Source organism: Bradyrhizobium erythrophlei (assembly GCF_042430365.1).
Classification (GTDB): Bacteria; Pseudomonadota; Alphaproteobacteria; order Rhizobiales; family Xanthobacteraceae; genus Bradyrhizobium; species Bradyrhizobium erythrophlei.
This window is the reverse complement of sequence record NZ_JBHMET010000163.1, coordinates 97,342-103,952: the sequence shown is the minus strand read 5'-3', so window position 1 is coordinate 103,952 and position 6,611 is coordinate 97,342. Positions and strand designations below refer to the sequence as shown.

Sequence of the window (6,611 nt, the reverse complement as noted above, 5' to 3'; positions counted from 1 at the left end):
CGCGCCGGGTGGAACGATGCCTTCCTCTTCGAACTCCTCGGCCACATGCGATAGCCCTGCGCTTGCGGGGGAGGTCGCATCGCATCGCGAGATGCGATGCGGGTGGGGGCTCTATCGACACGAAGGTTCTGACTCGCGGAGACACCCCCACCCCAGCCCTCCCCCGCAAGCGGGAGAGGGAGTGCAGTCCCGCCGCGGCCCATTCGAGCTAACGTCGTCGCGCCTAACGCCAATGATGCGCCCCATACGCCAGCAGCAGGATCACGACGAGCGCCAGCACCAGCGTCGTCGACTTCCAGAACAGCACCGGGTTGCGCTCGATCAGCGGGGTCGATGACGTTGTCAGATACTTGCTGTTCGGATTGCGCAGGTCGAACAGGAACTCCGAAAAACTGTCGTAGCGCTTGAGCGGATTGGGGTGCACGGCGCGCTCCAGCGTGCGGTCGACCCAGAGCGGGATGTCGCGGCCGGAGTGCTCGGCCGGGCTGTAGACAAGCCGGTTGAAATCGGCGCGGGTGCGGGCGCGTGCGATCTGCGCGCCGTAAGGCAACCGTCCCGTCAGCATCTGATAGGTGACGATTCCGAGCGAGAACAGGTCCGAGCGCGGCGTGCCGCCCTCGCCCAGGAAATATTCCGGCGCGGTGTATTGCTGGGTACCCAGGATGTCCTCGGCCCCCGGCGCCGCCGCCTCGACCACGCCCGATATCCGGGTCGACCCGAAATCGATGATCTTCACCGTGCCGGTGGCGTCGATCATGATGTTGTCGGGCCTGATGTCCTGGTGCAGCATCTCCTTGCGATGGAACGCGCGCAGGCCCTTGGCGATCTGCTCGGTAATGTCGCGCACGGTCTCGAGCGCGGGGTTGGGATTGTCGATCATCCACTGCGTCAGCGTCTGGCCATCGATATGCTCGGTCGCGACATAGAGGAAATTGCGCCGGCGCTGCGGTAGCCACGGTTTCAGCACATGCGGGCTGTCGATGCGCCGGGCGACCCACTCCTCCATCATGAAGCGCTTCAGATAGGCGCCATCGTCACGCAGGTCGATCGACGGGATCTTGATCGTCACCGTGGTGCCGCTCTCCTCGTCGGTCGCAAGGTAGATGTGGCTGCGGCTACTGGCATGCAGCTCGCGGACGATGCGATAGCCGTCGAACAGCATCCTTGCGTCCAGGAGCGGCGGCAGCGGCAGCTCGGTCGGCTGGCCGAACACCTCGTGCGCGTCGCCGTCGGGCAGCTCGTCGATGCGCACGATCTGCGCGGTGAGATTGTCCGGGCTGCCGCGCTCATAGGCCTGCTCGACGATCGATTTCGCGGCTTGATCGAGATCGGCGGCGCCGTCCCTGATCGCCTTCGCAAGCTGGCGCGGCGGGACGTGTTCGTAGATGCCGTCGGTGACCAGCAGGAAGGTATCGCCGCGCTCGAGCGGGAGGTTCTGGTAGTCGATCTCGAGCTGCGGGTTCACGCCGAGCGCACGGCCGAGATAGCTCTGCTCCGACGAGATCACGACGCGGTGGTCGTTGGTGAGCTGCTCGAGGCCGTTGCCGGCAAGCCGATAGATCCGGCAGTCGCCGACATGGAACAGGTGCGCCGACGTCGACTTGATGACGACGGCGCTCAGCGTGCAGACGTAACCCTTGTCCTTGTCGTAGGGGTTCTGGCTGCGACGGGTTTGCGCATGCAGCCAGGAGTTGGTCGCCTCCAGCACCCGCTGCGCCGAGGTCTTCACCGACCAGGATTCCGAGGTGCAGTAGTAATCGGTCAGGAAACTCTTGACCGCGGACTCGGCGGCGACGCGGCTGACGCTGCTCGAGGAAATGCCGTCGGCGAGCACGACCGCGATGCCCTTCAGGCCGAGCAGCGGCTCGTCGGGGATCAGCACGCCGTGGAAATCCTGATTGGCCTCCTTGCGGCCCTTATCGGAAAATTGTCCGACCGATATTTTCAGCGCACGCGGCATCTTCAGTCCCGATGCGAATGGGGCCCTCCGACAGGAGAGCCCACAAGCCTGCATCGATCAAGCCGCGAGGCGTGCCCGCTTCGGCGCCGTCTTCACATGGGTGGTGTAGAGCGTGAGGCCGGTGAAGGCGAGACCGCCGACGAGGTTGCCGACCACGGTCGGGATCTCGTTCCAGATCAGATAGTCCATGATCGTGAAGTGACCACCGAGCAGGAGGCCGGACGGGAACAGGAACATGTTCACGATCGAATGCTCGAAGGTCATGTAGAAGAACAGCATGATGGGCATCCACATCGCGATCACCTTGCCGCTGACCGTGGTCGAGATCATCGCGCCGACCACGCCGGCCGAGACCATCCAGTTGCAGAGCATGCCGCGGATGAACAGCGTCAGCATGCCGGCTGCGCCGTGCGCCGCATAGCCGACGGTGCGGTTCTCGCCGATGGTGCCGATCACCTGGCCGACCTTGTCGGGCGGCGAGGAGAAGCCGAAGGTGAAGACGATCGACATCATCACCGCCACCGTGAAGGCGCCGGCGAAATTGCCGATGAAGACCAGACCCCAGTTGCGCAGCACGCCGCCGAGCGTGACGCCGGGTCGCTTGTCGATCAGCGCGAGCGGCGCCAGCACGAACACGCCGGTCAACAGGTCGAAGCCGAACAGATAGAGCATGCAGAAGCCGACCGGAAACAGCGCCGCGCCGACGATCGGCACCCCGGTCTGCACGTTGATGGAGACCGAAAAGGCCGCCGCGAGCGCGAGGATCGCGCCGGCCATATAGGCGCGGATCACGGTGTCGCGCGTCGACATGAAGATCTTGGATTCGCCGGCGTCGACCATCTTGGTGACGAATTCGGAAGGTGCGAGATAGGCCATTTCGTAAAGTCCCCTTGAGCAATCTGGTCGCGCCGTCCGTCATGCGGGAAGCGACGCGGGCTGGTTGAAATGCTCGTCCGTCCGGGGACGCTCACCGGGATCAAAACGCGGAAGCTGCCGCCTCGATCGGCGGAAGCCCCCTGATACGCTCGATCAAGGCAGGGATGCGCAAGCGTCCGTGGAGATCTGGTCTCGATGACTGCTCGAAGCCCCCGCGTCGGGCGGCTTGATCCCTTCACCTCGGCCGGCGCTGGCTTCGGCAATCCGGAGGACGGCAGTCGTCATTGACTAAAGCATCTAAAAGCAATCGATATGCCAACCCTGCGCTCCGCCGCGGTCCCGAAAAACCGATGAAATACAGGGGGTTTGGGGCCCGCTTCGGCCCGCTTGGCCGGCTGATGCCGCGATTTTATGCAGTTTGCACAGATGTCACCCACGCCCGCGCCTAACCGGAGACGGCCCGATCCCAGCGCAGGCTTCCCCCGAAAGATCGAGGATCCAATGATCCCCGTCATTGCGAGGAGCGATAGTGACGAAGCAATCCATCTTTCCGCGCACTCGGTGACGATGGATTGCTTCGCTTCGCTCGCAATGACGTGGACAGGGCTGCTACTTCGTCTGGGTCCGGATCGGGGTGTCCTTCAGCCCGTTATTGTCATAGGCCTTGCGCAGCGTGCCGTTGGCGGTCGCCTCCGTCATGAATTTGGCGGCGAAGGCCGCAGCGAGCGGATGGTTGAGCGGCACCGCGACCGCGGTCACGGTCTGCTTGAAGGTCTCGTCGAGCACACGCGTGCCGGGGATCTTCTTCGCCATGGCGTGGAGCTGGTCGCGCGACAGCGCGAATGCATCGACCTCGCCGCTCTTAAGAAGATTGAAGATCTCGTCGTAGGTCTGATAGCCCGCGACCTTGGCGTGCTTGAGATGCGCGATCGCCCCGCGCATGGTCGTGGTGTTGTTGACCGCGGCGACCTTGACGCCGTCCCGATCAAGATCGGCAAAATTCGTCACCATCGAGCCCGGTTTGACGATGTAGGTCGCGTCCGCCACCTCGTAGATCGGACCGAAGGTCATCTTCGTCTCGCGCTCGGGATCCTTGGGCAGGAAGGTGACGTCCCAGGTGCTCTTCGCGGCGGCGTCGGTGATCTGGCCGGAATTCTGGTGCACGACGTATTCGACCGGCACGCCGAGCTCTGCCGCCATCGCCTTGCCGAGATCGACCGGCACGCCGGCATAGCCGCCGCTCTCGGTTTTCGTCGACCAGAACGCGCCGCCCGCCGGGCTGATCGCGATCGCGACGCGCAGCCTGCCGGTCGGCGCGATCTCATCCTTCAAGGCATCGGCGCGCGCGGGCATGGCCATGACAATCACTCCCAGAACGAGGCCAGCCAGACTCATCAAGCGACGAGACATCGGACTTTCCCTCCACGCCGGATCTGATGCCCGGCAAGGCGGCAACAAACCGCATGCGGCGGCCCCACGCAACCGCCAGTTTCGCAGGGCGGCTATCACTGCTGCCCTATCTGACCCTGATCGTGATCTTCTCGGAGACAACAGGCGGGTTGAATGGATAGTGCTTGGCGTCACCAAGCACGAGCTGCAGCGTATGCTTGCCCGGCGAGAGCTCCATGCGGGTCTCGGTCTGGCCGGCGCCGAAATGCAGATGCGACTTGTCCGACGGAATCGGCTCGTTCGCATTGAGCGGCTCATCGACGTCGACAAAGAGGTGATGATGGCCGCTGTTCTGATAGTCGTCGCCGGCATGGGTCACGCCCATGTTGCGCAGGCCGAAGCGGCACCAGAACCCGCCCTTGAGGGTTGCGCCGTCATGCGGCCAGATGAAGTACAGCTTCGCCTCTTTCGGCGCCGGCTTGCCCTGCGCGTAAACGGGGCTCGCAAACAGCGCCAGCGCCGTCGCAATCAGGATGGAACGCGCAACCCTCATCGACTGCCCTCCTAAGCTAGCCCTCATCCTGAGGAGCCCGCAACGCGGGCGTCTCGAAGGATGTGGGCCACAGACGGGGCCTCATGGTTCGCCTGGCGATGCGAAGCATCGTCCAGAGACGCGCTTTGCGCCTCCTCACCATGAGGTTTGATCACAGCGCGACCCGGAAGCCGTGGGTCGGATATCGAACATTGGTATCGTAATTGTCGCGGCTGGCCGGCCGCACATAGCGTGCGTCATTCTTCCACGAGCCGGAGCGGATGACGTGGGACGCGCAGTCGCCGCCGAGCCAGGCCGAACCGTCGGTCGGCGCGCCCTGGTAACTCTTGTGCCAGCAATCCTCGACCCATTGATCGACCCCGCCGCCCATGTCGTGGAGGCCGAACGGATTGGCCTTGAAGCTGCCGACCTTGACCGGCTGTTCCGCGCCGCCGGCGCCGCCGCAATCCTTGCAGCTGGCCGCGCCCGCTTGCATCTGGTCGCCCCACCAATATTTGGTTTGCGTGCCGCCGCGCGCCGCGAACTCCCATTCGGCCTCGCTCGGAAGCCGGTAGGCCTTCCTCGCGCTGTCGGCGAGCCACGCGACATATTGCCTGGCATCGCTCCAGCTCACATTGGTGACCGGCGTATCGTCCTTGCCGGCTGCCACGAAACCGCAGGCCTTTGCCGCCGCGCACGCATTCCATTCGCGCACGGTGACGGGGTACTTGCCCATCGCGAAGGGTTTTACGGTCACCCGGTGGATCGGCCGCTCCGAGGCGTCGTCGTTGCTGCCCATCGAGAAGCTGCCGCCCGCCAGCGGGACCATCTCGGGCTCCGGCACGGCAGCGGCTTGCGCTGATACCGCTGGGCTCGCAGAGGGCGCTGGCTGCGGTGACGGCTGCTGGCCGGCGAGCGTCGGCGCGGGACTGGGCGATGGGCTCAGTGCGGGACTTGGCAAAGGACTTGGCAGAGGACTTGGCGCGGGCAGCGCAGGCGATGCTGATGGTGCCAGCGCCACGTCGTGCTGCTTGCCGAGCTGTTGCGTCAGCATGTACCAGAGCGCGCCGCCGGCGATGATCGCCATCGCGAGGGCGAGCAGGCCGATCAGGATGTTCTCGCGACGCTTGCGCGTCCGGCCATACGCGGCGGCATCGGGCAGCACGCGATACACCCTGACGGGATCGGTGATGTTCTTGACCTTGCGGTCGCCGAGCGACTCGTAGCCGCAGACCAGCTTGTGCTTGATCTGCTCGTAGATGCCGCCTGAGATGAAGACCTCGCCGGGCTCGGCAATCCCCTCCAGGCGCGAGGCCACATTGACGCCGTCGCCATAGATGTCGTCGGGCTCGATGATGACGTCGCCGAGATTGACCCCGATCCGGTACTCGATCCAGTAATCCCTCGGCACCGCGGCGTTGCGGCCGACCAGGTTCTGCTGGATCACGATACTGCACCGGACGGCCTCGACCGGACTGTCGAACATCGCGATGAAACCGTCGCCCGTCGTCTTGACGAGCCTGCCGTGGTGCTCGGAGATCGTGGGTTCGACGAGCTCGCGCTCGATCCGCTTGACCCGGCTGTGCGTGCCCTCTTCGTCGAGCTGCATCAGCCGGCTGTAGCCGGCGATGTCGCCGGCCACGATCGCCGCAAGGCGTCGCGGCACCGCGCCGTTGGACGGCGGGTTACCGGGTTTGCCTGATTTGAAGTCGCGGATTTCGCCCATGGCTCCGGCTGCTCCACAAACCACAAATGGCAGTGTTCGGCGCAACCGGCGCCTTAGCCCCCGAAACCCGCGCGCAGCCTACCACACCGCAGGGTCGGGACAAGTTCACGGAGTGTCGGAACCCCCTC

The 6,611-nt window shown here is 64.7% G+C and carries 5 protein-coding genes; all 5 read right to left on the bottom strand.

Features of this window, described 5'->3' with window-relative positions:
- Nucleotides 1–223: 223 nt before the first annotated feature.
- The 5 genes from ACFFWD_RS25335 to ACFFWD_RS25315 all read right to left on the bottom strand — a co-directional run bounded on the left by ACFFWD_RS25335 (nt 224) and on the right by ACFFWD_RS25315 (nt 6,483).
- Entirely contained in the window at nt 224–1,960 is a 1,737-nt protein-coding gene (locus tag ACFFWD_RS25335; RefSeq protein WP_376969703.1) for a bifunctional protein-serine/threonine kinase/phosphatase, read from the bottom strand.
- Between the two features lie 57 nt (nt 1,961–2,017).
- The gene (locus tag ACFFWD_RS25330; protein ID WP_376969701.1) at nt 2,018–2,836 is read right to left on the bottom strand and encodes a formate/nitrite transporter family protein; all 819 of its coding nucleotides are present in this window, start codon (nt 2,834–2,836) and stop codon (nt 2,018–2,020) included.
- A gap of 609 nt (nt 2,837–3,445) precedes the next feature.
- Nucleotides 3,446–4,195: a transporter substrate-binding domain-containing protein gene (locus ACFFWD_RS25325; protein ID WP_376969699.1), complete on the bottom strand. Its 750-nt coding sequence runs from the start codon at nt 4,193–4,195 to the stop codon at nt 3,446–3,448.
- A gap of 157 nt (nt 4,196–4,352) precedes the next feature.
- Nucleotides 4,353–4,778 (bottom strand): DUF4399 domain-containing protein, encoded by a 426-nt coding sequence (locus ACFFWD_RS25320; protein ID WP_376969697.1) that lies wholly within the window; start codon nt 4,776–4,778, stop codon nt 4,353–4,355.
- A 151-nt stretch (nt 4,779–4,929) separates the two neighbouring features.
- Nucleotides 4,930–6,483 (bottom strand): SUMF1/EgtB/PvdO family nonheme iron enzyme, encoded by a 1,554-nt coding sequence (locus ACFFWD_RS25315; RefSeq protein ID WP_376969695.1) that lies wholly within the window; start codon nt 6,481–6,483, stop codon nt 4,930–4,932.
- Nucleotides 6,484–6,611 lie beyond the last annotated feature (128 nt).

Excerpts from the sequence above, each read along its gene's own strand:
- ACFFWD_RS25335 (WP_376969703.1), bottom strand. The coding sequence starts at position 1,960 with ATGCCGCGTGCGCTGAAAATATCGGTCGGACAATTTTCCGATAAGGGC.
- ACFFWD_RS25330 (WP_376969701.1), bottom strand. The coding sequence starts at position 2,836 with ATGGCCTATCTCGCACCTTCCGAATTCGTCACCAAGATGGTCGACGCC.
- ACFFWD_RS25325 (WP_376969699.1), bottom strand. The coding sequence starts at position 4,195 with ATGGCCATGCCCGCGCGCGCCGATGCCTTGAAGGATGAGATCGCGCCG.
- ACFFWD_RS25320 (WP_376969697.1), bottom strand. The coding sequence starts at position 4,778 with ATGAGGGTTGCGCGTTCCATCCTGATTGCGACGGCGCTGGCGCTGTTT.
- ACFFWD_RS25315 (WP_376969695.1), bottom strand. The coding sequence starts at position 6,483 with ATGGGCGAAATCCGCGACTTCAAATCAGGCAAACCCGGTAACCCGCCG.